Source organism: Pseudomonas sp. 43(2021) (assembly GCF_017490805.1).
Classification (GTDB): Bacteria; Pseudomonadota; Gammaproteobacteria; order Pseudomonadales; family Pseudomonadaceae; genus Aquipseudomonas.
The window spans coordinates 1-21,872 of the sequence record NZ_JAFGYJ010000036.1 but is presented as its reverse complement, the minus strand read 5'-3'; the positions used below and the strand labels follow the sequence as shown (position 1 = coordinate 21,872).

23 protein-coding genes and 3 pseudogenes are annotated in these 21,872 nt (G+C 60.3%); 12 read left to right on the top strand and 14 right to left on the bottom strand.

Annotation, left to right across the window (positions count from 1 at the left end; genetic code table 11):
• Positions 1-28 precede the first annotated feature (28 nt).
• Genes J5M71_RS23835 through J5M71_RS23815 form a run of 5 tightly spaced genes read right to left on the bottom strand, consistent with a single transcriptional unit; the run spans position 29 to position 6,527 of the window.
• The gene (locus tag J5M71_RS23835; RefSeq protein WP_009686481.1) at positions 29-406 is read right to left on the bottom strand and encodes a response regulator; all 378 of its coding nucleotides are present in this window, start codon (positions 404-406) and stop codon (positions 29-31) included.
• A gap of 43 nt (positions 407-449) precedes the next feature.
• The gene (locus J5M71_RS23830; protein WP_207837666.1) at positions 450-1,676 is read right to left on the bottom strand and encodes a hybrid sensor histidine kinase/response regulator; all 1,227 of its coding nucleotides are present in this window, start codon (positions 1,674-1,676) and stop codon (positions 450-452) included.
• On the bottom strand, positions 1,646-2,245 hold the full coding sequence (locus J5M71_RS23825; RefSeq protein ID WP_063914912.1) for a chemotaxis protein CheB: 600 nt from the start codon (positions 2,243-2,245) through the stop codon (positions 1,646-1,648). The genes J5M71_RS23830 and J5M71_RS23825 overlap by 31 nt, the downstream gene beginning before the upstream one ends.
• Positions 2,242-3,063 carry a protein-glutamate O-methyltransferase CheR gene (locus J5M71_RS23820; protein WP_207837664.1) on the bottom strand — a complete coding sequence of 274 codons (822 nt, stop codon included), beginning with the start codon at positions 3,061-3,063 and terminating at the stop codon, positions 2,242-2,244. Before J5M71_RS23820 ends, J5M71_RS23825 begins: the two co-directional genes overlap by 4 nt.
• Positions 3,060-6,527 (bottom strand): response regulator, encoded by a 3,468-nt coding sequence (locus J5M71_RS23815; protein ID WP_207837662.1) that lies wholly within the window; start codon positions 6,525-6,527, stop codon positions 3,060-3,062. The genes J5M71_RS23820 and J5M71_RS23815 overlap by 4 nt, the downstream gene beginning before the upstream one ends.
• Before the next feature lie 252 nt (positions 6,528-6,779).
• Between J5M71_RS23815 and J5M71_RS23810 the strand changes: the two genes are divergently transcribed.
• Positions 6,780-7,130: a response regulator gene (locus tag J5M71_RS23810; RefSeq protein WP_207837660.1), complete on the top strand. Its 351-nt coding sequence runs from the start codon at positions 6,780-6,782 to the stop codon at positions 7,128-7,130.
• Between the two features lie 75 nt (positions 7,131-7,205).
• On the opposite strand, the gene cobF is transcribed toward J5M71_RS23810, so the two are convergent.
• Together cobF and J5M71_RS23800 are read right to left on the bottom strand one after the other, a co-directional pair.
• Positions 7,206-7,955, bottom strand: a complete 750-nt coding sequence (gene cobF, locus J5M71_RS23805; RefSeq protein WP_207837658.1) for a precorrin-6A synthase (deacetylating) — start codon at positions 7,953-7,955, stop codon at positions 7,206-7,208.
• 67 nt (positions 7,956-8,022) lie between these two features.
• A complete protein-coding gene (locus J5M71_RS23800) occupies positions 8,023-9,312 on the bottom strand; it encodes an OprD family porin (RefSeq protein ID WP_207837656.1) in 1,290 nt (429 codons plus the stop codon).
• A gap of 361 nt (positions 9,313-9,673) precedes the next feature.
• On the opposite strand from J5M71_RS23800, the gene J5M71_RS23795 reads away from it, so the two are divergent.
• The 3 genes from J5M71_RS23795 (at position 9,674) to J5M71_RS23785 (ending at position 11,126) form a co-directional block, all read left to right on the top strand.
• Positions 9,674-10,033, top strand: a complete 360-nt coding sequence (locus tag J5M71_RS23795) for a histone-like nucleoid-structuring protein, MvaT/MvaU family (protein WP_063914906.1) — start codon at positions 9,674-9,676, stop codon at positions 10,031-10,033.
• Between the two features lie 225 nt (positions 10,034-10,258).
• Positions 10,259-10,786, top strand: a complete 528-nt coding sequence (gene gloA, locus J5M71_RS23790) for a lactoylglutathione lyase (RefSeq protein WP_063914905.1) — start codon at positions 10,259-10,261, stop codon at positions 10,784-10,786.
• Positions 10,787-10,883: 97 nt separating this feature from the next.
• Positions 10,884-11,126: a hypothetical protein gene (locus tag J5M71_RS23785; protein ID WP_063914904.1), complete on the top strand. Its 243-nt coding sequence runs from the start codon at positions 10,884-10,886 to the stop codon at positions 11,124-11,126.
• Between the two features lie 126 nt (positions 11,127-11,252).
• On the opposite strand, the gene J5M71_RS23780 is transcribed toward J5M71_RS23785, so the two are convergent.
• Complete coding sequence (locus tag J5M71_RS23780; protein WP_207837654.1) at positions 11,253-12,074, bottom strand: shikimate 5-dehydrogenase; 822 nt, start codon at positions 12,072-12,074, stop codon at positions 11,253-11,255.
• A gap of 162 nt (positions 12,075-12,236) precedes the next feature.
• Between J5M71_RS23780 and J5M71_RS23775 the strand changes: the two genes are divergently transcribed.
• Both J5M71_RS23775 and J5M71_RS23770 read left to right on the top strand, forming a co-directional pair.
• Positions 12,237-12,587, top strand: coding sequence for a hypothetical protein (locus tag J5M71_RS23775; protein ID WP_207837646.1), 351 nt, complete (start codon positions 12,237-12,239; stop codon positions 12,585-12,587).
• A gap of 93 nt (positions 12,588-12,680) precedes the next feature.
• Positions 12,681-12,863: a hypothetical protein gene (locus tag J5M71_RS23770; RefSeq protein WP_028613209.1), complete on the top strand. Its 183-nt coding sequence runs from the start codon at positions 12,681-12,683 to the stop codon at positions 12,861-12,863.
• A 117-nt stretch (positions 12,864-12,980) separates the two neighbouring features.
• Here the strand turns inward: J5M71_RS23770 and J5M71_RS23765 are convergent.
• Positions 12,981-13,121 (bottom strand): annotated as a pseudogene (locus J5M71_RS23765) (chemotaxis protein); the annotation flags it as partial.
• Between the two features lie 141 nt (positions 13,122-13,262).
• Here J5M71_RS23765 and J5M71_RS23760 point away from each other — a divergent pair.
• Positions 13,263-14,087 (top strand): S24 family peptidase, encoded by an 825-nt coding sequence (locus J5M71_RS23760; protein ID WP_207837644.1) that lies wholly within the window; start codon positions 13,263-13,265, stop codon positions 14,085-14,087.
• 267 nt (positions 14,088-14,354) lie between these two features.
• Here J5M71_RS23760 and J5M71_RS23755 read toward each other — a convergent pair whose 3' ends face one another.
• Positions 14,355-14,678 carry a DUF1654 domain-containing protein gene (locus J5M71_RS23755; protein ID WP_207837642.1) on the bottom strand — a complete coding sequence of 108 codons (324 nt, stop codon included), beginning with the start codon at positions 14,676-14,678 and terminating at the stop codon, positions 14,355-14,357.
• A gap of 235 nt (positions 14,679-14,913) precedes the next feature.
• Between J5M71_RS23755 and J5M71_RS23750 the strand changes: the two genes are divergently transcribed.
• Positions 14,914-15,588, top strand: a complete 675-nt coding sequence (locus J5M71_RS23750) for a polysaccharide lyase family 7 protein (protein WP_207837641.1) — start codon at positions 14,914-14,916, stop codon at positions 15,586-15,588.
• A 428-nt stretch (positions 15,589-16,016) separates the two neighbouring features.
• On the opposite strand, the gene J5M71_RS23745 is transcribed toward J5M71_RS23750, so the two are convergent.
• The 3 genes from J5M71_RS23745 to J5M71_RS23735 all read right to left on the bottom strand — a co-directional run bounded on the left by J5M71_RS23745 (position 16,017) and on the right by J5M71_RS23735 (position 17,588).
• Entirely contained in the window at positions 16,017-16,190 is a 174-nt protein-coding gene (locus tag J5M71_RS23745) for a hypothetical protein (protein ID WP_207837639.1), read from the bottom strand.
• A gap of 385 nt (positions 16,191-16,575) precedes the next feature.
• Positions 16,576-17,016: a GNAT family N-acetyltransferase gene (locus J5M71_RS23740; protein ID WP_207837636.1), complete on the bottom strand. Its 441-nt coding sequence runs from the start codon at positions 17,014-17,016 to the stop codon at positions 16,576-16,578.
• 137 nt (positions 17,017-17,153) lie between these two features.
• Positions 17,154-17,588, bottom strand: coding sequence for a MarR family transcriptional regulator (locus tag J5M71_RS23735; RefSeq protein ID WP_207837634.1), 435 nt, complete (start codon positions 17,586-17,588; stop codon positions 17,154-17,156).
• A 360-nt stretch (positions 17,589-17,948) separates the two neighbouring features.
• Here J5M71_RS23735 and J5M71_RS23730 point away from each other — a divergent pair, with 360 nt between their 5' ends.
• From J5M71_RS23730 to J5M71_RS23720, 4 genes and pseudogenes are all read left to right on the top strand, one after another.
• Positions 17,949-18,602, top strand: coding sequence for an HAD hydrolase-like protein (locus J5M71_RS23730; RefSeq protein ID WP_207837632.1), 654 nt, complete (start codon positions 17,949-17,951; stop codon positions 18,600-18,602).
• A 636-nt stretch (positions 18,603-19,238) separates the two neighbouring features.
• Positions 19,239-19,325, top strand: a pseudogene (locus tag J5M71_RS29365) (site-specific integrase); the annotation flags it as partial.
• Positions 19,326-19,385: 60 nt separating this feature from the next.
• Positions 19,386-19,958 (top strand): annotated as a pseudogene (locus J5M71_RS23725) (transposase).
• 150 nt (positions 19,959-20,108) lie between these two features.
• On the top strand, positions 20,109-20,903 hold the full coding sequence (locus tag J5M71_RS23720; RefSeq protein WP_207837630.1) for a substrate-binding domain-containing protein: 795 nt from the start codon (positions 20,109-20,111) through the stop codon (positions 20,901-20,903).
• Positions 20,904-21,218: 315 nt separating this feature from the next.
• Here J5M71_RS23720 and J5M71_RS23715 read toward each other — a convergent pair whose 3' ends face one another.
• Complete coding sequence (locus tag J5M71_RS23715; RefSeq protein WP_243434322.1) at positions 21,219-21,431, bottom strand: hypothetical protein; 213 nt, start codon at positions 21,429-21,431, stop codon at positions 21,219-21,221.
• Positions 21,432-21,872: the final 441 nt, after the last annotated feature.

The window sequence follows — 21,872 nt, the reverse complement described above, 5'->3', positions numbered from 1 at the left end:
GGTTTACCCGCGAAAGGGCCGGTGCGGGCTAGCGCAGGAGTGCCTGGATCTGCTCGTGCAAGGTATCCAGGTCGAACGGCTTGGCCAGGATCGGTGCCTTGCGGGTGATCGGGCTGCCTGACTCGAGAATCTCCGCCGGGTAGCCGCTGATGAAGATCACCTTCAGATCCGGCCGCAATTTCACCGCCGGCTCGGCAATCTCCACCCCGGAAATCCCGCCCGGCAAGCGGAAGTCCGTCACCATCAAGTCGAGGTGCGGCTTGCTCGCCAGGATCGCGAACGCCTGCTCGCCATCCTCGGCCACCAGCACGTGGTAGCCCTCGCCTGCCAGGTAATCACGCAGAATCATGCGAATCGCTGGTTCGTCCTCGACGACCAGCACCACATCTTGTGCATCTTCACTCATGTCAACGCCTTGAATACTTACACCTGGCCATCAGACCCCAGGCTCAGGCAGAGGTTGCCCGTGCCTGGTCGTTTTGTTGTTCGTAGGTTGCCAGTGGCAATTGCAAGGTGAAGGTGGCGCCTTTGCCCTCTTCACTCTCGACCAATATGCGCCCGCCGTGGGCCTGGACGATCTGTTCCGATATGTAGAGCCCCAGGCCCAACCCACCACTGGCCCGCTGGGTGGCGACCCGCTCGAACTGCTGGAAGATGCGTTGCTGGTTGGCTGCGCAGATGCCGATGCCATGGTCCTGCACCTGCACGCACGCCAGGCCGTCCTGCTCGAACACCCGCACCTGCACCGGCTTGCGCTCGCCATAACGCAAGGCATTGGACAACAGATTGGCCAGCACCTGCTCGATGCGAAACTCGTCCCACTCGCCCTGCAGCGGCTCGCAGCGTTGCAACTCTATATGGGTGCCCAATGCGGTGGCCTGGGCAGCAAAGTTCTCCACCAGGCCACGCACCAGCTGGCCCAGGTCGAACGCTTTGGGCCGCAGCGACAGTTTGCCGGTACGGATACGCGACACATCGAGCATGTCTTCGACCAGGCGGATAAGGCTGTTGATCTGCCGCTCGTCGCGCTCGACCATGGCCTGCAGCTTGTCGCCACTGAAGGCGGCCAAGTTGCCACGCTTCAGGTGCAGCTTGCGCAGCTGGGTTTCCAGGATCAGGCCATTGAGCGGGGTGCGCACCTCGTGGGACACGATCGACATGAAATCATCACGCATGCGCACGGCATGCTCCAGTTCACCCCGCGCCTTTTGCAGCTGGGCCAGCAGCAGTTCCTGCTCCTGGCGGCTGCGTTCGAGGGCCTGCAACTGGCGGTCGAGCACCTTGCGCTGGCGGTACAGGTCGACGAACACCGACACCTTGCTTTTTACCGCCAGGATGTCGAGCGGCTTGTGCAAAAAGTCCACTGCACCGCTTTCATACCCCTTGAACGCGTAGTTCATCTCGCGCCCGGCGGCGGTGACGAACACAATGGGGATGTTGCGGGTCTTTTCCGTGCCGCGCATCAGCTCGGCCAGCTCGAAACCGTTCATGCCCGGCATCTGCACGTCGAGGATGGCCAGGGCGAACTCGTGCTCGAGCAACAGCGACAACGCTGCCTCGGCCGACTGGGCTTGGTGCACCTCACGGCCTTCGCCCTGGATCAGGGCGTCGAGGGCCAGCAGGTTATCTGGCAGGTCGTCGACGATCAGCAGTTTGGCGATGGTGTGGCTTGGCATGCGCTGGGTTCCAGGGCGGCGAGCAACCGCTCGATGCCACTCAGAGTAAGAATATGGTCGGGCTGGTGCAGGGCCAGAGCGGCCTCCGGCATCAGCGCCACCTGTGCGTCACAAGGGTCCTGGACCACAGTCCGGCCCCCATTGTGCTTGATATAGGCCAGGCCTTCGGCACCATCCTCATTGGCACCGGTGAGCAGCATGCCCAGCAGGCCGGCACCGTAGGCATCGGCCGCCGACATGAACAGGTAATCGATCGCCGGCCGGGAAAAATGCACCGGCGGCTCCTGGCTCAGCGACAGGGTCAGGTCACGCTCCACCGACAGGTGGTAACCTGGCCCGGCAACGTATATTTGGCCGGCGAGCAGCGGCTGCTTGTCACGGGCCTCGCACACCGGCCGCTGCAGGCGGCGCTGCAGCACCTCGGCCAGTTGGCTGTGGCGGCCATCCGGCAGGTGCAGCACGCATACCACCGGGATGGTGACGCTGGCCGGCAACGCGCCCAGCACAGTGAGCAGCGCCGTCACGCCGCCCGCCGAGGCGCCGATCACCACCGCGCGCACGCCGTTCATGCTTTGCGGTAGATCCGTTCGGGCTTGACCAGCGGCTCGAAGCGCTCGCTGTAGGCGGAAAAGTCCACCGATTCCTTGCTGCCAAGCACCAGGAAGCCGCGGTGGCACAGGGACTCATGGAACAGGCCCAGGGCTCGGTCCTGCAGTTCCTTGTTGAAGTAGATAAGCACGTTGCGGCACGACACCAGCTGGGTTTCGGAAAACACGCTGTCGGTGGCCAGGCTGTGGTCAGCGAACGTCACATTGTCGCGCAGGGTGCTGTCCATGATGGCATTGCCGTAGGCCGCCGTGTAGTACTCGGCAAAGTCGCGCCGGCCGCCGGCGATGCGATAATTTTCGGCGTACTCGCGCATGTTCTTCATTGAGTAGATGCCCTGCTTGGCCTTGTCCAGCGAATGCGGGTTGATGTCGGTGGCGTAGATGATGGTACGTTCCAGCAGACCTTCCTCGCGCAGCAGAATGGCCATCGAATACACCTCCTCGCCCGTGCTGCAGCCGGCAATCCATACCTTGATCGACGGCCAGGTGCGCAGCAGCGGCACCACTTCGTTGCGCAGCGCCACGTAGTGCCCCGGGTCGCGGAACATCTCGCTGACCGGGATCGTCAGGTACTGCAGCAACTGCATGAACATGCCGGGGTCGTGCAGCACCCGCTCCTGCAACGCCGACACCGTCAGGCAGTCGAACTGGCGCAGCGCATGCAGGATCCGGCGCTTGATCGAGGCGCCGGAATAGTTGCGGAAATCGTAGCTGTACTTGAGGTAGATGGCCTCGATCAGCAAGCGGATTTCGATATCGGTGTTACGTTCGCTAGTCAAATTCGCTCCAGTTGCGGCAGCCACACACGGATCAGCGAGAACAAGCGGTCCAGGTCGATCGGCTTGGCCAGGTAATCGTTGGCGCCGGCCTGCAGGCAACGCTGCTGGTCATCCTTCATCGCCTTGGCGGTCACGGCAATGATCGGCAGCTTGCGCCAGCGCGGTTGCTGGCGGATCAACCGGGTGGCCTCGAAGCCGTCCATTTCCGGCATCATCACATCCATCAGCACCAGGTCGATGTCGTCATGCTGCTCCAGGCGCTCGATGGCCTCGCGGCCGTTGCGGCCGATTTCGACGATCGCGCCCTTGTGCTCCAGCGCGCTGGTCAGGGCGAAAATGTTGCGCACGTCATCGTCCACCAGCAGCACCTTGCGGCCTTCGAACACCTTGTCGCGGCTGCGCGCGGTCTTGAGCATGCGCTGGCGTTCGTTGGAAAGTTGCGACTCGACCTTGTGCAGGAACAGCGTCACTTCGTCGAGCAGGCGCTCCGGCGAGCGGGCGCCCTTGATGATGATCGAGCGCGAGTACTTGAGCAGGTCGGCTTCTTCTTCGCGGGTCAGGTTGCGCCCGGTATACACGATCACCGGCGGGAAGGCGCGGATGTCCTCGGCGGTCATGCGCTTGAGCAGTTCGTTGCCGAGCATGTCCGGCAGCTTGAGGTCGATGATCATGCAGTCGTAAATGTTATCGCGCAGCAACGCCAGGGCATCCTGGGCCATGGCCACGGCGGTGATCTCGACATCGTCGTCGCCGATCAGGCGGGCAATGCTCTCGCGCTGCAGGTCGTCGTCCTCCACCAGCAGGATGTGCTTGAGCTTCTGGGTCAGCTTGGCCTCCAGGCGGGCGAACACTTCCTTGAGTTGTTCGCGGCTGGTGGGCTTGACCGCGTAGCCGACAGCGCCCATGTGCATGGCCGCCTCGACCCGGTCTTCCACGGAAATGATATGCACCGGGATGTGCCGGGTGCTGGCCTGCTCCTTCAGGCGTTGCAGCACGGTCAGGCCGGAATGGTCGGGCAGGCGCATGTCCAGCAGGATGGCATCGGGGATGTACTGCGCGGCCAGCTCGAAGCCCTCGTCGGCGCCCTGCGCCACCAGGCAGCTGTAACCCAGCTCGTGGGCCAGGTCGAAGAGGATGCGGGCGAAGTTCGGTTCGTCCTCGATCACCAGGATGCAGCGGTTGCCGAACGGCGCGCGCTCGCGGTCGTCGGCGAACGCTGGTGCCGGGCGTTTCGGCGCCGCGGGCACCGGTGCCTGCGGCGCGGGTGGCAGGCTATCGACCGCCGGGCGCAGGCTGACCGCCTGGATATCCTGCGCCACGCGCTCATAGCGCTCCGGCAGGATCAGGCTGAACACGCTGCCCTGGCCGGGGCTGCTGTCGACGCTGATCTGCCCGCCCAGCAGGTGCGCCAGGTCGCGGGAAATGGACAGGCCCAGGCCGGTGCCGCCATAACGGCGGTTGCTGGTGCCATCGACCTGGTGGAAGGCGCCGAAGATCGCCTGCTGCTGGTCGGCGGCGATGCCAATACCGGTATCGCGTACGGCAAAGACGATGCCGGTGCCGGGCTGATAACCGATGTTCAGGCTGACCTGGCCGCGCTCGGTGAACTTGATGGCGTTGGACAGCAGGTTCTTGAGGATCTGCTCCAGGCGCTGGCGGTCGGTGAACAGTGTGGCCGGCACTTGCGCCTCGGTAGTCACCTCGAAGGCCAGGCCCTTTTGCCCGGCCAACGGCTCGAACAGGCCGCGCAGGCCTTCAACCAAGCGCTCCACCTGGGTGCTTTCGGGGCGCACTTCGAGCTTGCCGGCCTCCACCTTGGCGATATCGAGAATGTCATTGATCAGGCTGAGCAGGTCGTTGCCGGCCGAGTAGATGGATTCGGCGAACTTGACCTGCTCGTCGCTGAGATTGCCCTCGCCGTTCTCCGCCAGCAGTTTGGCCAGGATCAGCGAGCTGTTCAGCGGTGTGCGCAACTCGTGGGACATGTTGGCGAGGAACTCGGACTTGTACTTGCTCGAACGCTGCAGTTCCTCGGCGCGTGCCTGCAGCTCGTCCTGGGCCTGGAGCAGTTCGTCGTTCTTGCGGTCCAGCGCCTCGGTGCGCTCGCACAGCTGCTCGTTGGTCTGCTCCAGCTCCGCCTGCTGGGTTTCCAGGTGAGCCTGGGACTCCTTCAGCACGCGGGATTGTTCCTCCAGTTCTTCGTTGGCGGTTTTCAGTTCTTCCTGCTGCACTTGCAGCTCTTCGTTCAGTTGCTGGGTCTCGGCCAGCACTTCCTGCAGGCGCTGCCGGTAGCGAGCGCTTTCGATGGAGATGCCAAGGTTGCCAGCGACCCGTTGCAGCAGTTCCTCGTCACGCGCCTGCAACGGCCGCAGGAAGCCCAGCTCCAGCACGCCGTTGACCTGCCCGTCGTTGCTCGCTGGCATCAGCAGGGCACTGCGCGGCAGGCCGCGGCCCAGGCCGGAGCTGAGGTGGAAATAGTCTTCGGGCAAGTCTTCCAGGCGCAGCACCCGCGCTTCGCGCACGGCCTGGGCCAGCAGGCCTTCGTGATCGCCCAGCACCTGCTCGCGGGCCTGTTCCTGCGCATCAAGGCCATAGCTGGCCATACGCACCAGGCGGCCATGCTCGTCGCGTACGTACATGGCGCCCACCACACAGCCCAGGTAACTGGCGAAGAAACGCAGGATGTTGTCACCGAGCATGGGCAGGGTCAGTTGGCCCAGCACCTGCTCGGCCAGTTGGGTCTGCCCGTTGCGCAGCCAGGCCTGGTGCTCCAGGCGCTCGGCCGAGCGCTGCTGGGCCTTGAGGTTTTCGTCGTAGGTAGCCGACAACGCCAGCAGGTCGCGCCGCCCGAGGTAGGCCAGCAAGGCGCTGAGGCCGACGATGAACAGCACGAAGGACGATATGACCGTGATGGTTACATTGCTGACCTTCTGGTTACGTGCCATACGCAGCTGTTGTTCGCTGCCGATCAGGCTGTCGAACTCCTTGCGGATCTCATCGGTCAGGCGCTTGCCGCGGCCACTGCCGATCGAGGCGCGGTAGTCACCCTGGCCGCGGCGCTGGGCGATCATCTCGTTGGCGAAGGCGTTCCAGGCCTGTTGCAGGGCAATCAGCCGGTCGATGCGTTCGACCTGTTGCGGGTTGTCCTCGACCATGCCGCGCAGGCTCTGCAGGCTGCCGAGGATGCGCGGCCTGGCCACTTCGTAGGGGTCGAGGAAACGCTCCTCGCCGGTGAGAAGGAAGCCACGCATGCCGGTCTCCATGTCGATCGACAGCTTGACCGTTTCGTTGGCATTGCCGATCACCTGGTCGGTGTGCTCGACCCACTGCATGGCCGAAAGCAGGTAGTTGATCACCGCGACAAAGGCCACGGCCCCCAGCAGGCCCACCCCCAGGGGTAGGCCGACGTTGCGGCTCAACAACTTGCGGAAGCTTCGCTGGTCCATCAAGGCTGCTTGCATCATGTGAGAACGCCCGAGCTAGAAAAGTCCATTAAAAGGTGTGGCGGATCAGTCGTTGTCGTCATCTGCCACTGTGTCGTCCCTGTTAAGCGAGTCTAACCAGCTTTGCCGGGTCTGGCAGGGCATTTAGCCAGTATTTGAAGGCGGCGTGCGCCAATCGTTCCATCTGATTGCCGGGCCCGGTATTCTCGGGAACTTCTGCTGCCGTCCGGTGCACAGATTAAAGACATACATTTTTTGCACAGGATCCTGACCATGCACCTTCTGGTAGTCGAAGACGACGACATCGTACGCATGTTGATGGTCGAAGTGCTCGACGAGCTGGGCTACGCGGTCATCGAGGCGGAGCATGCCAGCGCGGCGCTGCGCATTCTCGAGGACCCGGGCCAGGAGCTGGCGCTGATGATGACCGATGTGGGGCTGCCGGACATGCGCGGCGAAGAGTTGGCAGCCAAGGCGCGCGAACTGCGGCCGCTGTTGCCGGTGCTGTTCGCCAGTGGCTATGCCGACAGCGTCGACGTGCCGGAGGGCATGCACCTGATCGGCAAGCCGTTCGGTATCGACCAGTTGCGGGAGAAAGTGCAGGCCATTCTGGGTAACCCTTGAGAACTGCGGCGCCTGCTTCGCGGGCTTGCCCGCTCCCACAGGGTCACCACAGGTGCTGAGTGCAGATGTAGCTGACTACAGCTCCCTGCGCAACAGGTAGGTATCCATGATCCACCCCTTGCGCGCCCGCTCCCGCTCACGCACTTCCAGTATCTGCGCCTTCACCGCCTGCAACGGCCCGGCAATCAGCACCTCATCCTCGGTCCCCAGGTACGCGCCCCAGTAGATCATCAGCGCCGGGTCATCGAGCCGGGCAAACGCGCACTGCCCATCTAGCATCACCAGCACATTGTCGATCTGCCCCTGCCCGGCCAGGCGCCGCCCTGGCAACACGGTCAACGGCTCACCGATACGGTTGAGCGGCACCTGATGACGCGCCGCCAACGCCTGCACGCTGCTGATGCCCGGAATTACCTGCAACCGCAGCGCCACACCGCGCTCACGGACCAAGTCAAGAATGCGCAGTGTGCTGTCGTACAGCGTCGGCTCGCCCCACAGTAGAAAGGCACCGGTTTCCCCAACGCCAATCTCCTGCTCGATCAGCTGGGCATACAGCGCCGAACGCTGCCGATGCCAGTCCTGCACCGCGCCCAGGTAGTCATCCGCCTGGCCATCGCGTGCAGGGTCGGCCACCTGCACCAGGCGGTAGCCGCCCTCGGGGCGGTAGCGTTGCAGGATGGCCTTGCGCAGGCGCACCAGCTCGTTCTTGTCGCTGCCTTTGCAGAGCACGAAGAACACACTGGCCTGACGCAGCGCATCGACCGCCTCATAGGTGACCTGGCGCGGGTCACCCGGGCCGATGCCGATCAACAACAGGTCTTTCATTGCCCAGCCCTTTGTGGGAACCAGCAGCCATTGTCAGGTGGCTGCCGGTATTTGGCAAAGCGACCCGTTAGAAGATGGAGAAGTTGTAGCTGACAATGACCCGCGTCTCGTCCATGTCACGCGCCCACTTTTCATAGTTGCTGCGGTAAGTGGAATTGCGCAGGCGCACGCTGACGTCCTTGAATGTGCCACTTTGCACCTGGTACTTGAACTCGGTGTCGCGTTCCCACTCTTTGCCTTCGGCCGTGCTGCCTGGCACCTTGATATTGTCACCGTTGATGTAACGGGTGAAGAAGGTCAGGCCGGGCACACCCAAGGCCTTGAAGTCATAGTCATAACGCACCTGCCAGGAGCGTTCCTGGGCGGCGGCAAAGTCGTTGACCTGGGCATAGTTGACCAGGTACGGGTTGGTGCCATCCGGGTAGGGCATGGCACTGTCACCATACATGCGCTGCCAGCCGGCACTGAGTTTGTGGCCACCCAGGCTGTAGCCGAGCATGCCGCTGAACGCGCGATGGTCGATTTCGCCGGCGCGGGCATTGCCGATGTCATCACTCTTGATCAAGCGCAGGTCGGCCGACAGGCTACCCAATGCCAACGGCTGGCTGGCCACCAGGCCGAGGAAGTGCTGGCGGTAGATGTTCTCCAGCTTGGCCACCTGGTACTGGGCACTGAACCGCTCGTTGAAACGGTAATCGACACCGGCCAGGTCAAAATGGTCAGCCTCGATATCGCAGGCATAGCGCTTGTTCTTGCAATGCACGCGAATGTCCTGGCGGTCGGTGGAATCCCGTGCGGTGTACTTGTCCAGACGGGCCAGGGTGAACTTCAGGTCGCGCACTTCTTCGGAGGTGAGCATGGCGCCATGGAACATGGTTGGCAGCAGGCGGCCATCGTTGTACTTGAGCAACGGCACATCCGGCATCATCGAACCGTACTTGAGCACGGTATTGGAAACCTTGACCTTGGCCGCCAGGCCCATCTTCGCGTACTGGTCCGCCGAGTGCCGCGGGTCGTGACCGGAAGACGGCAACAGGCCGCTGTTACTGTCAGCCGGGCTGGAGTCAAGTTTGAAGCCGAACATGCCCAGCGCATCCACGCCAAAACCTACCGGCCCCTGGGTATAACCCGACTGCACATTGAGGATGAAGCCTTGTGCCCATTCTTCGCGTTTGGACGCACCCTGGCTGGAACTGCTGTGGCCGTCACGAAAATCCCGGTTGAAATAGACATTGCGTGCTTCGACCTTGGCACTGCTGTCTTCAAGAAAACCGGCGGCCTGGGCATTGACGCCGGCACACAACAGGAACAGGCCGGCAACACGACGCCCGGGGGCGAGGGGAAAAGGGGCAAACATGCGAGAAAACATCCAGAATCAAGGCGGGTAAACAACCTGTGGCACGTGCTGGCCACGGTACTGCGAGGGGACCGAACAATAGCCGGCCATCATCTGATGATGATCGCGCAAAGGCTCTGGCACGAGCCATTGGACCATGGTCTAGGCGCGCAACCAGGAAACCGCGAAAAAACAGGGAAATACCGCACGCGAAACTAGGAAAGTTCCCGGCTTACTTACAAAAAGTTTGCAGTTTACCCAGTACCCACGAATGACTACACTCGATATCAGCGAACAGCGGAACCCACCCGCGTGGCCGGCGTTTTATTCTTCTTCAATGTTCGTCACGCCTTGCCACGATCGACGTACAGGAGTGATTACAGTGTCCAGACTTGCAGAGTTTCGTGCTGCCGAAAAAGCGCTCCAGGAACAGATGGCGCAACTGGAAGCGTTGAAAAAGGATGCCGGCCTCAAACGCGAAATCGAATTCGAGCAGAAACTAGTCGGCCTGATGAAAAGCTATGACAAGAGCCTGCGCGATATCATCGCCATCCTCGACCCGAAGGCCGTGGCCCGGGTTTCCAGTGCAGCACCCAAGCAACAGCGCCGCCCGCGCGTGGTGAAGGTTTACACCAACCCGCACACCGGCGAGCGGATCGAGACCAAAGGCGGCAACCACCGCGGCCTCAAGGCCTGGAAGGAACAGTACGGAGCCGCCACGGTAGAAAGCTGGGTACGCTGATGAAACGTCCACACGCACTTCACACTTTTTTCACAAGGGCTGGCTCAGTATCGAGACAGCTAAAGGACTAGCGACCCCATCACGCGCCCGCACATGCGGGCCTCTAATTCCGGCGCCCTGCCTCGTGCAGGGCGCTTTCATTTGCGCAATCGGCGCACTGCCGTATCATGGCCAGCCTGTCTGTTTTGCCGGCGCCCTGCGCCCGGCCCCGTCTCAGGAGTTCCCATGAGCCTGCACGATCTGCAAACCCTGCCTGGCGTCACCGCACAACCGGATGCCGCCACCGCCCAGTTCGTCTTCAACCACACCATGCTGCGGGTCAAGGACATCGAGAAGTCCCTGGACTTCTACACCCGCGTGCTGGGCTTCCGCCTGGTGGACAAGCGCGACTTCCCCGAAGCTGCCTTCAGCCTGTACTTCCTGGCCCTGGTCGACCCTGCGCAGATCCCTGCCGATGACGGCGAACGCCACCAGTGGATGAAGTCGATCCCCGGCGTGCTGGAACTGACCCACAACCACGGCACCGAAAACGATGCCGAGTTCGCCTACCATAATGGCAACACCGACCCGCGCGGCTTCGGCCACATCTGCGTCTCGGTACCGGACGTACGCGCCGCCTGCGCGCGCTTCGAGGCACTGGACGTGCCCTTCCAGAAACGCCTGCAGGACGGGCGCATGAACTACCTGGCCTTCATCAAGGACCCGGACGGTTACTGGATCGAAGTCATCCAGCCGACCGAGCTCAAAGGCTAAGCGTTTATCGCGATTCGCTCGTCGGGCCGGGAACTCCCGGCCCCTTGCTGTGGTATATGAAGGTAACTGCTTCACATGCCACAGCGAGGTAAGGACGATGCAATCTCTTCACTGTGAATACCGCAAGCACACCATCACCGCCAGCGTGATGCCCCACCCCGACTCCCCCCTGCCCTACGCCGCCGGGTGCCTGATCACCGACCCCGACGGGCACACCAGCAAGCGCATGTCGATGCCGATGAAGTTCTTCTCCGACCTTGAGAATGCGCAGCATGTGTCGCTGGCCCATGGCCGGGCGCTGGTCGACCAGCAGCTGGATGAAGGGCACAAGGTGTTCTGACCTTGTCAATCCCTGTGCCGACCTCTTCGCGGGCTTGCCCGCTCCCACAGGAACCCCACAGGGCCTGAAATCTGTGCAGTACCTGTGGGAGCGGGCAAGCCCGCGAAAGGGCCGGTACAGGAGTAATCAGATATCTCGGGCGTACGCCACCGCCGCCTTCACCTGCGCCCGGGTCGGCCGCACCCCGGTGTACAGCACGAACTGCTCCAGCGCCTGCAGCGCAATCACCTCCAGCCCGGTGATCACCGGTTTGCCCAACGCCCGCGCCCGTCTGATCAACGGTGTGCTCTCCGGCATCGCCACCACATCGAACACCCGCTCCGCCGCAGCGATGGCGTTCTCGGAAAATGCCAGCGCCTCGGCCTCCGGCCCGCCCGCCATGCCGATCGGCGTCACGTTGACCAACATGGGTGGGCACAGGTCCCCCAGCTCCGGCACCCAGCGATAACCGCACATATCCGCGAGCTGCCGCCCGGCCTGCTCATTACGCGCAACGATGATGCCTTCGGCGAACCCGGCATCGCGCAAGGCACTGGCCACGGCCTTGGCCATGCCGCCACTGCCGCGCAAGGCAAACGCCGTTGTCGGGTCGATCTGGTGCTGTTTCAGCAACTGGCGCACGGCCAGGTAATCGGTGTTGTAGGCCTTGAGGTGGCCATTGGTATTGACCAGGGTATTGACCGACTCGATGGCCGCCGCCGACGGATCGATCTCGTCGACCAGGGCCATGCAGGCTTCCTTGTACGGCATCGACACCCCGCAACCACGGATCTCCAAAGCGCGGATACCCGCCACCGCCGCCGGCAGGTCATCGGTGCGCATGGCCTTGTAGTAGAAGTCCAGGCCCAACTGCTGGTACAGGTGGTTATGGAACCGCACACCGAAGGTGCCAGGGCGGCCCGCCAGGGAGATGCACAGCACGGTATCTCTGCTGGGAGTTGTCGACATAACCTGCTCCTTTGTCATAACTGAAACGTTTGTGCAGCGTAACAGAGGCAACCACTGGTCGTCCCTTACACAACCTTTACCGTTCCCCTGTGCTCAGCTGACAGAGAGTGGAGTCATAGTAATAGGACCCCACACTTGGGGTGTTCTTGCGAGGGTTGCTTCATGAACCGTCACATTCCCGGAATCGCCCTGCTGGTCGGTGCCCTGGCCATCAGCGGGTCCGCTGTCGCCCACGGCGGCCATGGTCATGGCCATGGTGGTTGGTATGGCCCGGGCCCGCTGCTGGGTGCGGCCGTGGTTGGTGCCGTGTTCGGGGCGACGGTTTATGGCGGGCGCGACCGTACCGTGTACGTCGAGCGCCAGCCAGTCTATTACGCGCCACCGCCGGTGTACGTGCAACCACCGCCACCACCGGTGTACTACCAGCCGTACTACGTGCCGGCGCCACCGCCCCCGGGCTACCGCACCTACTATGGCCCGCCTCCGGTGTATTACGGCCCGCCGCGCTGGTAAATGTTGATGGAACCAATGACCACTATCGAGGAAGTTAATTTCAAACCGCCCCGGCTGCTGCGTAAGGTAGGGCCATGTTTACAGGAGGTCCACATGGCCACTATCCAGATCATGTCCGTTGTCGGCAGTGCCGTCCCCACCTCACTGCGTGAGCAGGGCCTGCTGGCTTGCTGGTACCTGGTGCGCAACGGCGAAGCCGTAAGCGGCCCGATGCCGACCCTGGCCTCGGCCCAGGCCCTGGTCGAACAGTTGCAACCAGGCACCCTGGTCGCCTGACCCGTATTTGTTGTGCGTTGCTCCCTACGCCCTTCTGGCCCGCCTACCTGGCGGGTCTTTTTTTTGCTTGCCGAGAGTTCTGTGGCGCCTGTGAGATCGAGCGCCCCCCGCAGCCACGCCAATATCAGCAGTGTCCATGACTCGGTCGGCCGCATCCCTGGACAGCCACCTGCGCAGCCAGAGGAATGCGCCCAGCAACACGGTGCCTGTTCCGCCCAGCCAGGTGACGGTGCCTGGGCCGAGGTCAGTAGGATCCATGAAAACCTCATTACGGATGGTGATGTCGTAAGCGCTTCCCTTGTCCGCACAATGGATTTAGCTTGCGACTAATATCACGACAAGATAAATTTAGCTTTTCGCACATTTAGCAGTAAGCTAAACACTGGCATGCTTCGCCTCATGGACATCTATGAAATTCGCAAGCACAACCTGGTCAAGCTGATCGGCAACCAGAGAAAGGGATCCTGCGCAGAGCGCTGGGGGATGGCGCCTGCGCACCTGAGCCAGATCCTTTCGGACAAGACAGCGAAGAACCTGGGCGATGACGTGGCCCGCAGAATCGAGGGCATCGAAGGCTTGCCGCGGGGTTGGTTCGATGCAATGGCAGCGGGCGACTTGGCGCAGGCGCCAGTCGAGCCTGGCGACAGCAAGCTTTCCGCTGCCGACCTGGTCAAGCAGATGCTTGCCAGAAGCGGCAAAGGCATCCCCGAAGAAACCCGGCAAAGGCTATTGGCCGCCGCCGAGGAGCCGGCAGACTCGACGCTGCTAAAGGCTGAACCTGATCGGCGAGGCCTTGTGGGCGACGAAGTGTGGATTGCCCACTATGACGTCCGGGCGGCCATGGGCGGCGGGCAGATCCCCCACGACTACCCCGAAATGTTCAAGGATGTTCGCGTCAGCCCAAGCCACCTGCGCGAGCTGGGCGTGGAGTTCAGCGAGCACCACCACCTGAAGATGGTGACCGGCTGGGGCCAGTCGATGGAACCGACCATCAAGCACCGCGACCCACTGATCGTGGACGTCAGCATCCGCGAGTTCGTCGGCGATGGAATCTACTTCTTCTCCTGGGGTGACCACATCTACATCAAGCGGCTGCAGATTGCTGACGAGGACCACTTCGAGATGATTTCCGACAACTCGCGGCACAAGGACCGCATGATTCGTCGGGAAGAGACCTACATCCAGGCCAGGGTGCTGCTGGTGTGGAATGCGCACCTTGTGTAAAGCGAAACCCATCACGACGACGTAAGCCGTTCACTCACCCAATTGGGCCGTCTTGTGGCCTTTGGCGGGCAAGCCCGGTCCTCATGCACATGACTCATTGAATCAGCAGGCCCCCCTGTGGGAGCGGCTTTAGCCGCGAACACCGGCGTAGCCGATGCCATGCACCGCGTTGGATTCTTCGCGGCTGAAGCCGCTCCCACAGGGTACGCGGACCGTTCTCTGCTTGAGGCTTGCACCGTACCTGTTGGAGCGAGCTTTTTCCGATACTCAGAAAGGTGCCGCCTTCTCAATCTGTTGTTCGCTGTCCTGCTCGACGACAAAGTCGTCGCGTTCCTCCACGCTGCTGCGCTCCCAGCGCACCGTCACACTCTCGTCGTCGTTGAAGGTCAGCGCCAGCTCGGGCGTCTCGGCCAGCAGGCCCATCACCTCCTCCCACTCGGTATCACCGTCGGTATCCAGACGATGCACTGTCACCCAGCGCTGCGTCTGTGCGAGCGGGTGGTTGATCATCGCTGACACCCGCAAGCTCAGCCGCTCTATTCCGGTCATTTCCTGGCGCTGATGGGGCGTCGAATTCACGTGCTTAGACATATTCTTATCCTGAAGGCTGTATATTCGTACAGTATTCAAGGAAAGCTTATCCCACCGCCAAATCAAGCGTAAAGCCCCGCTGCGGAAAATTTTCGCCAACAGGTAATTTGTCGCCAAGCGAAATGAATTTAGCCCACAGCTATTGACCGACATTTAGCGAAGGGCTAAATTCCACTTCGACAGCCGCCACCGTGCTGCTGCAGCACAAACCGCCATTTTTATTCAGGAGCCTCCCATGAGCGTAAATATCAGCAACCTCACCCTCGCCGTTCCTGTAGCCGAGTCGTCGATCAGCCCCGTAGCGATCGAACTCACCGGCACTGAAGCAATTGCTCAATACCCGAGCTATGTGACAGTGCTCAGCGATGGTTCGATTCAGTTGTTTGCCCCCACCAAAGGCGCTTCGAGCAAAAGCACTCACAGGACCCGTTGCGAGTGGTCAGAACCGGAATACTGGACCCTGAACAGCGCCCAGGATCACTGGAACCGCCAGACAATGACGCTGACCAAAGTCAACTGGGCGCAGAAGGTGGTCATCGCGCAGATGCACGTCTTCGGAGACGACAGCCCGCCCGTGAAGGTGTTCTGGAAGAAAGGCGAAATCACCCTGGGGTTTCGGCGGACCTACAACCAGACTGACCCGATAAACTCGACGGTGCTGAAGGGTGTCCCGCTGGGGGCAAAGTTCGAGGTGAGCATCCACGCTACCTCGGCAGGCGTGGTCACCGTTACGGCCAAGTGCAACGGGGTGACCGGTTCGTCCGGCGATCTACGGTTCGACAGCACCTGGGCTTCGCGGCTATTCGAGTTCCACGGCGGGGTCTACAACCAGGTGGACTACACCGATACGACGCCCGCCGATGACGGCTCGATCTGCATCATCAGCGACCTTGCGCTGATCCATGCCTGAGCCGAGGGAGCCGGCAAGACATCCCGATGCCCTGTATCCAAAGCGCAGGCCGCATCGGGATAGCGGTGAATTGCTGCACCTGATGGCTGCGTTTTTTCTTAAATCAGGTGCCGCTTGGCGGTGAGCCGCCGCCAGGTGCTGCATACAAGCTACGTTCAATGTTCGGGCTGGTTCTCGATGGCCTTGGCACCGTGCACATACATGTCGCTCCAGCGATCCATGCCACCGGGCCAGCATTGGCCCAGAAGAGGATGCACCCATGGCGACAATCGACACTCGGTCGCTTGCACAAAGATTCCAGAATCACAGCTTGCAATCCGGGCTCTTGATGATGGGTTAAATTCAGATGTTCCTGGAAATGCCCAGCCTGTAGCCGGGCATTTCCATGGAGGCATGATTCAGCTGCGTTTCGGTGTAGATTGCATGCCTCATGCCTTTGCAGTGCGCTCGCTTGCCCATGAGTTCTTCGGCTTGAGTGCTGATGTTCCGCTCACGCCAGCGGGAATCTGTTCGATATTGCCACCGCCACGAATGAACAGCTCAATTTGCTCGCTCAAGCGCTGATGTGCACGCTGCGTTTCTGGAGAAAAGGTCGGGTGCATGGTTGTTACCTCGGTCCAGGGCCAGGAAAAAGGCCCGAATCCCACTATACACGCTTTGGAAATTTTCCTTCGAAATGCTCGCCTGATCCCGTAATTTGAAAGCACGTTTCGACCTTACTTTCACTGCCAGATAGCAGTCCCCCGGACCAACCGGCTGATGCTTTCGAGGGATACCAGGCCGGCGCCGTCACGCGTCCGAACAGACTGTTCGGGCCTGTTGATCAGGGGTGGGCACTTTTGCCGTGTCGTGGATGCGTGCCGACGGCATCAAAACGATGAAGACCCGGGCATGACAGAACGGTTACATCATCAAGCCGATCGACTGGTGCGCGCCCCCGAGACACCGGTACGCGCTACCCGCCTCTTCCGCGAACTTTCGACGATATCAGGGGTAGTGCTTCACAAAAATTATCTCGGGGTCGCCCTCATCCAGATTCTCGACATAACCGCTCTCTATGAAGCCGAACTTTCCGAGCAGTTTTTTCATCGGTTCATTGGAGGCATTTGTCGACGTGAACAATTTTGCGGCCCCGCACTGGGATTGCAGGGTGCGGAGGATGGCGGAACCGACGCCATGACGGCGCTGCGAGTCCCTCACCATGATGAGGGGGATGAATGCGTGTCCAAAGAACGAAAAGTCAAGAACACCATACCCCAGCACCATCGACGCATCGCGAGCTTCCGCGGCGATCCAGCATTGGCCGGCAGTGACAGCCTGCGCAATGAACGCTCGGCGCATTGGTTCTCGCTTGGCGATTGAATCCAGATCGACCAACCTGCCGATATCGCTGTTCGAGGCAAGCCGTACAGTTAACTGTGAGGTCATTGTTATACCGTGAAATGGGCCTGATTTCGCAGTGTAATCGTTCTGATCAGCACGATGTCACCTGCCTCCATCAGTCACCAGCAACATGTGGCACCAGGATGACAATCTTGCCTTTGGCAAACACCTCCAGAAGCCCTTCAGCCTTGGCACGCGGCTTTATGAAAGAACGCTGTGTCGAACGCTTCAACAACCGGCATCGCGATGCGCAACCGAGCAAGCCCCTCCTTGCTGAGTGATAGCAGGTTCGCGCGGTGATCTTGAGGGTCTATCCGTTTCTCGACAAGCCCATCTTTTTCCAAGCGAGATACGATCTGCGAGATGTGCATACGGTCCATGCCGGTGAATCTCGCGATACCCTGTTGAGTAATCTGCTCACTATTGCGCGTCAACCAACCGCACACAGCCAGAATCGCGAACTGTGGCTGAGTGAGCCCCAGTGGATTCAACAGCGCATTGAGCTGTCGCTGCCAATCCAGGAATTCGCGCCAGAGTCGGAACCCCGGGCTGCTGCTCGGCCCTGAGTAGGCAGATCCACTCCACTTTTCATCAGTATCCAGACGGCCTGCACTCATGGTGCGCTCACTCGGGCTTCGCTGGCACGCTTGAGACCTAGCATCGTGTTAGGCAACGAAGCCTGAATCGACCTGCCAACCAAATATCGAAACAAAGAGCTCAGAGGGCCTTTGAAACGGCTGCGGTGCGCCCATCGGGATCTTCGATCAAGGCGACCTGATCGCCCAGCTCAGCCAGCCAGGCTTGCGGTAGCCCCCGACTTGCCAGTACTCCCTAAGAATTCTCCGTTCAAGCGCCCGTACTGCCTTGATCGGAGATGCCGGGGCAAGAATAATGCGACCGCCAATCGGGTGAGTTGAACACCCTGCACAGGCAGGCCCCTTGATACGGCTGCCTGCACTCCAGGAAGGAATCCTTACATGTCATACCGGCTTGCAATTTTCGACTTTGACGGCACACTCGCAGACTCCTTTCCATTCTTCGTTTCCGTATTCAATCAAATTGCTGACAAGCACGCCTTCAACCGGATCCAACCAGAAGAGCTGGACTCTCTACGCAAGCAGGGGGCTCGGGAGATCATGTCTCATATCGGAATGCCTCGCTGGAAGCTACCTCTAGTGGCGCGAACTTTTATGGGACTGATGAAGAAGCATCGAGGCTCAATCCAGCTGTTTGAGGATATCGCCAATACGTTGAGCCATCTTGATGAGAAGGGATTGATACTCGCAGTAGTGTCTTCCAACTCCAGAGAGAATGTCACGCAGGTTCTGGGTTCCAGCTGTCGACATATCCAGGCCTTCGAGTGCGGGGCTTCCATTTTCGGTAAGGCATCGCGCTTGCGCCGGGTCATGCGAAAATTTTGCGTGGCAAAAGAAGAGGTTATCTATATAGGCGATCAACCTACGGATGGTGAAGCAGCATCAACTGCCGGCATCGCCTTCGGCGCGGTTGCGTGGGGATACGGGACATATGAAGCATTTCAAAACCTTCAATCCCATGCGTGGTTCGCCGATGTAAACGAACTACGGCGACTGGCAGGTAGCCATGACCATCTGGACTCCTCCCCAAGTTAGTTAACTGCTCGCGTTGATATTGCTGACGTCGGTCCATGATTAACTGTTGCCTCACGTCGACCACCAACACCAAACCCGTTGAAAACGGAGCGTGCGGGGACAAGCCCTACGGCAAGCATCATCATCCCAGGGTTTTGGTGTCATTGCGCAGGACGGAGTACAGCCGGGACGCGACCAGCAGAGGCCGAGCAGCTTGCTGTACTTGAATACGACGTTGCCAAGTGGCGGGCAAATTTTTCGTCCCAGAGAATCAGGAAGCAGCTGAACCCAACCATAATGAGTATTCCATGCCGCGTGGAGAATCTCGCCGCTTCTGTGCCAGGCTTCTCCCTATTGGCTACTTCGTACTTGGCTGCTTGTGAATCTCCAGACGCTGTGCATCCCTGGCAAACCATACACCAACCGCAATCACCATCAGGCATATGAACACAACGTCCCATGCTCTGTGCTCAATGGCCGCCAAGATCGCGAAAAACTGCAGGGCGCCAGCCCACCATAAAAACGGTCTGATTTTCGAGTAGCGCATAGCTCACCTCACCACAGCCAACTACTCAGATTTTAGTCGACTTCGACGAGGTCCCCCATGCCCACAGAGACCCGCCCCAGCAGATGAAACCAGATCTTTACTGCATCCTTTTCAATTGCAGGCACACAAAGGCAACGATGTGCCCAATGGCAGGCATGAATCCAGCCGTCATTGCAGGCTTGGTCGGGCACTCTGTAGTGGTCTACTAACCCCGGGCACCTTCTTAGGCGAAAATGGTCGCCACACAGAGGTGTTCGATGAGCAGACAACGACGTACTTTCACCCCCGAATTCAAGCGCGAGGCAGCCGGCCTGGTGCTCGACCAGGGCTATAGCCTTACTGAAGCCGCCCGGTCGCTCGATTTGGTTGAATCGGCGCTTCGCCGCTGGGTGAATCAACTCCAGTCAGAACGGGGCGGTGCTACGCCAGCGAGCAAGGCGCTGACCCCCGAGCAGCAGAAGATCCAAGAGTTGGCGCTGGATATGGCGTAAGAGCACCGTGGGCGGCCGCAGAATGTGCTGTTTCATAGTGACCAGGGTAGCCAGTATGGCAGCCGAGTTTTTCGTCAGCGGTTGTGGCGTTACCGCTTCAGGCAGAGCATGAGCCGCAGAGGTAATTGCCTGGACAATGCGCCCATGGAACGTTTGTTCCGCAGCCTGAAAACGGAGTGGGTGCCGAGTGTGGGCTACATGAGTGCTGCGCAGGCACAGCAGGACATCGGCAGGTTTCTGATGCAGCGCTACAACTGGGAGCGACCGCATCAGTTCAACGGTGGATTACCGCCGGCGATGGCCGAGGAAAAACTCAATCCGGTGCCCGGGATGAGTTGACCACTACAAAAACGGTCAGGCGCGGCCTGCTTTCGCCCCATACATGCCAATTGCGGGCAAAAAAGTAAAACATTCTTAATCGTTGATTAATCAAAAGCTTGAGCTTCGCCCCGGTAAGATTCCGCGCCTTTACTAGTGGAGAAAGCTCCGATGCTTCGAATGCTGTTCTGTGCCACCCTCTTAACCACCTCATTCGTCTGCTCGGCTGCTGACGTTGTACAAGGTGGTGAGGAAACGCTGACCGTTCTTAGCTCCGGCGGTATCATGGGCGCTATCCGGGAAGTGGCGCCAGCTTATGAGAAGACATACGGCGTGAAGCTGGAAGTTCTAGCCGCGCCTTCGATGGGGGAAACCCCACAGGCCGTCCCGAATAGGCTCGCCCGCGGTGAGCAGGCGGATGTAGTTCTGATGGTAGGTTCGGCGCTCGACAACCTGGTCGCCAGCGGTCTAGCCGATAAGACCAGCCGAATTGATCTCGGAAAGTCTTTCATTGCCATGGCCGTTCGCAAAGGCGAATCGAAGCCGGACATAGGCACCATGCAGGCCTTGCGCACAGTGCTGCAAAACAGCAGCTCTGTCGCGTACTCCGACAGCGCAAGCGGCGTCTATCTTTCCAGGACCCTGTTCCCTCGCCTGCAGCTCGGTGACCAGTTCGTGGCCAAGGCTCACATGATACCTGCCGAGCCTGTCGGCGCGGTGATCGCTCGCGGCGAAGCACAGATCGGCTTCCAACAGCTCAGTGAACTTAAGCCAGTAAAGGGGATCGACATCGTTGGTCTGATCCCGGCTGAAGCGCAGAAAATGACGATGTATTCTGGCGCTGTCGTCACCAAGAGCCAGCATCATGCCGCAGCCCAGGCGCTCCTCGACTATCTGGCATCGCCACAAGCCGACGCAGCGATCAAAGATAGTGGTTTGACGCCGCTACCTCATGCAGCAAGCTGACTGCGAGCACCGACATCGAAACTGGGGCTCGGCAAAACACGAAGATCTTGCCGCAGTCTTCGCTTTGCGAGCGTCTGCAATGGGTCGAAAGCGGCCGCTCGCAGAGGCCAATCGAGCCGCCCAACAGGTGCGGCCCAGGCGTAGGTCTGCTCAATGGTTTTCAAGACCGCGTGATAAACCTCCACTCCATGTTGCCTGCAAGGCAAAATCGATTCCAAAACAACGACGAAACGGCACGGCTACAGGCCGCATACTGCAAGGGTCGCCATTTCAATTTTGGAATTGATTTTCGCACTCCTCCGGCGCTCTGCCGACCTACTCCCACACCCTCCAAGATTCGGCAAGCGCCCACAACCCGGCCGTCTCGACGATCTCCAGCATGTCGACCACGTCCTCATCATCAACCTCTCGACGCCGGCGCGCAGCGTAGACCATTTCACTGAGCACGGCCGGGCGTCCATCGGGATCCTCGCGCAGGGCAGCCTGGTCATCCAGTTCGGACACCCAGGGCTGTGGCAGTCCTGCCATCATTCCTTCCTACACCACCACGATTGCACGTACAGCACGCCGTCGATCTCTTCGATCCCGTTTATGTTGATGCCGAGCAGGGCCCCGCATGTTGGAAGGTAGGGGCAGAATCGAGGCATATACGACACGGGTAGCCAGTCAACGCCTGCAAAGCCGATTCAGCAAAACAACCGCTCCTGGTAGAGATCTTCCTATCATCTGGGCGCTATGTAGCTATCAGAATTGTCTGATTAAACCTCCAGCCATTCCGGGGGTAACTTGGTGCACTCACTTACCGGGCATGCACCATGCAAGATACAAGGCAAACTTATGACCAAGCAAGCAAGCAAGCAAGCAAGCAAGCAAGCAAGCAAGCAAGCAAGCAAGCAAGCAAGCAAGCAAGCAAGCAAGCAAGCAAGCAAGCAAGCAAGCAAGCAAGCAAGCAAGCAAGCAAACAAGCAA

What these genes read in the sequence shown, in the direction of transcription:
- J5M71_RS23835 (WP_009686481.1), bottom strand. Translation starts at nt 406, where the DNA reads ATGAGTGAAGATGCACAAGATGTGGTGCTGGTCGTCGAGGACGAACCA.
- J5M71_RS23830 (WP_207837666.1), bottom strand. Translation starts at nt 1,676, where the DNA reads ATGCCAAGCCACACCATCGCCAAACTGCTGATCGTCGACGACCTGCCA.
- J5M71_RS23825 (WP_063914912.1), bottom strand. Translation starts at nt 2,245, where the DNA reads ATGAACGGCGTGCGCGCGGTGGTGATCGGCGCCTCGGCGGGCGGCGTG.
- J5M71_RS23815 (WP_207837662.1), bottom strand. Translation starts at nt 6,527, where the DNA reads ATGATGCAAGCAGCCTTGATGGACCAGCGAAGCTTCCGCAAGTTGTTG.
- J5M71_RS23810 (WP_207837660.1), top strand. Translation starts at nt 6,780, where the DNA reads ATGCACCTTCTGGTAGTCGAAGACGACGACATCGTACGCATGTTGATG.
- cobF (WP_207837658.1), bottom strand. Translation starts at nt 7,955, where the DNA reads ATGAAAGACCTGTTGTTGATCGGCATCGGCCCGGGTGACCCGCGCCAG.
- J5M71_RS23800 (WP_207837656.1), bottom strand. Translation starts at nt 9,312, where the DNA reads ATGTTTGCCCCTTTTCCCCTCGCCCCCGGGCGTCGTGTTGCCGGCCTG.
- gloA (WP_063914905.1), top strand. Translation starts at nt 10,259, where the DNA reads ATGAGCCTGCACGATCTGCAAACCCTGCCTGGCGTCACCGCACAACCG.
- J5M71_RS23785 (WP_063914904.1), top strand. Translation starts at nt 10,884, where the DNA reads ATGCAATCTCTTCACTGTGAATACCGCAAGCACACCATCACCGCCAGC.
- J5M71_RS23780 (WP_207837654.1), bottom strand. Translation starts at nt 12,074, where the DNA reads ATGTCGACAACTCCCAGCAGAGATACCGTGCTGTGCATCTCCCTGGCG.
- J5M71_RS23775 (WP_207837646.1), top strand. Translation starts at nt 12,237, where the DNA reads ATGAACCGTCACATTCCCGGAATCGCCCTGCTGGTCGGTGCCCTGGCC.
- J5M71_RS23770 (WP_028613209.1), top strand. Translation starts at nt 12,681, where the DNA reads ATGGCCACTATCCAGATCATGTCCGTTGTCGGCAGTGCCGTCCCCACC.
- J5M71_RS23760 (WP_207837644.1), top strand. Translation starts at nt 13,263, where the DNA reads ATGGACATCTATGAAATTCGCAAGCACAACCTGGTCAAGCTGATCGGC.
- J5M71_RS23755 (WP_207837642.1), bottom strand. Translation starts at nt 14,678, where the DNA reads ATGTCTAAGCACGTGAATTCGACGCCCCATCAGCGCCAGGAAATGACC.
- J5M71_RS23750 (WP_207837641.1), top strand. Translation starts at nt 14,914, where the DNA reads ATGAGCGTAAATATCAGCAACCTCACCCTCGCCGTTCCTGTAGCCGAG.
- J5M71_RS23745 (WP_207837639.1), bottom strand. Translation starts at nt 16,190, where the DNA reads ATGCACCCGACCTTTTCTCCAGAAACGCAGCGTGCACATCAGCGCTTG.
- J5M71_RS23740 (WP_207837636.1), bottom strand. Translation starts at nt 17,016, where the DNA reads ATGACCTCACAGTTAACTGTACGGCTTGCCTCGAACAGCGATATCGGC.
- J5M71_RS23735 (WP_207837634.1), bottom strand. Translation starts at nt 17,588, where the DNA reads ATGAGTGCAGGCCGTCTGGATACTGATGAAAAGTGGAGTGGATCTGCC.
- J5M71_RS23730 (WP_207837632.1), top strand. Translation starts at nt 17,949, where the DNA reads ATGTCATACCGGCTTGCAATTTTCGACTTTGACGGCACACTCGCAGAC.
- J5M71_RS23720 (WP_207837630.1), top strand. Translation starts at nt 20,109, where the DNA reads ATGCTTCGAATGCTGTTCTGTGCCACCCTCTTAACCACCTCATTCGTC.
- J5M71_RS23715 (WP_243434322.1), bottom strand. Translation starts at nt 21,431, where the DNA reads ATGGCAGGACTGCCACAGCCCTGGGTGTCCGAACTGGATGACCAGGCT.